Annotated in this window: 1 protein-coding gene and 1 pseudogene; both read left to right on the forward strand. The window is 44.1% G+C overall.

The window, feature by feature from the left end:
- A pseudogene (locus ACQEXT_RS21250) lies at window positions 1-303 on the forward strand (hypothetical protein); the annotation flags it as partial.
- Window positions 293-603 (forward strand): hypothetical protein (locus ACQEXT_RS21255; RefSeq protein ID WP_426953446.1); only part of this gene is annotated, 311 nt, incomplete at its 3' end. The pseudogene ACQEXT_RS21250 and the gene ACQEXT_RS21255, both read left to right, overlap by 11 nt.

The raw sequence follows: 603 nt of genomic DNA on the forward strand, positions 1-603 counted from the left end.
ATCTATGAAGCGTGCAAGGTGGATGGTACTGGCGAGTGTGGCAAGACAACAACTCGTGAAGTGTGGGGCTTTATTGGCGGAGTATACGGCGGAGTCAAAGGTGGAGGTGCTGGAGTGGGGCTTGCTGTTACAGCTGTTTCTGGCATTGCTTTGGCTATCGGTGTGACTGCCTCCGCACCTGTGCTGGCTGTTGCGGCAATCGGTGGGGCTATTGTAGGTGGTGGTGTTGGTGGGATGACCGGTACACTTGTTGGTAAGTGGTTTGTAGACGAAATGTATGCTTGGGGTTCTAATGATTATTAAAGATGTCGCATTTGTTTTTTTTTATTATGCAACTGTTTGGGCTGTTCCAGGTGTTATTATGAGTGCGATTGTATCTCTAGGTAGTCTTAAGCATATTATTTTTATGGATAAGCAACTGGCTAAAGATCTTAGCAAATACTATGACGATAATGGTCATATGCGACCTAAATACCAATTGTCTTGGGAGATAGCTAGCCGTTGCTTTGATTACTGGGTGAAGTACCCATTTATTCGTAAACGAGCAACAACGAAATCAACTAAATTTAAAGTGTTTATGTGGGTGAATGCATTAGGGATGTG

It is taken from the genome of Vibrio sp. TRT 29B02, assembly GCF_050113655.1.
GTDB lineage: Bacteria > Pseudomonadota > Gammaproteobacteria > Enterobacterales > Vibrionaceae > Vibrio.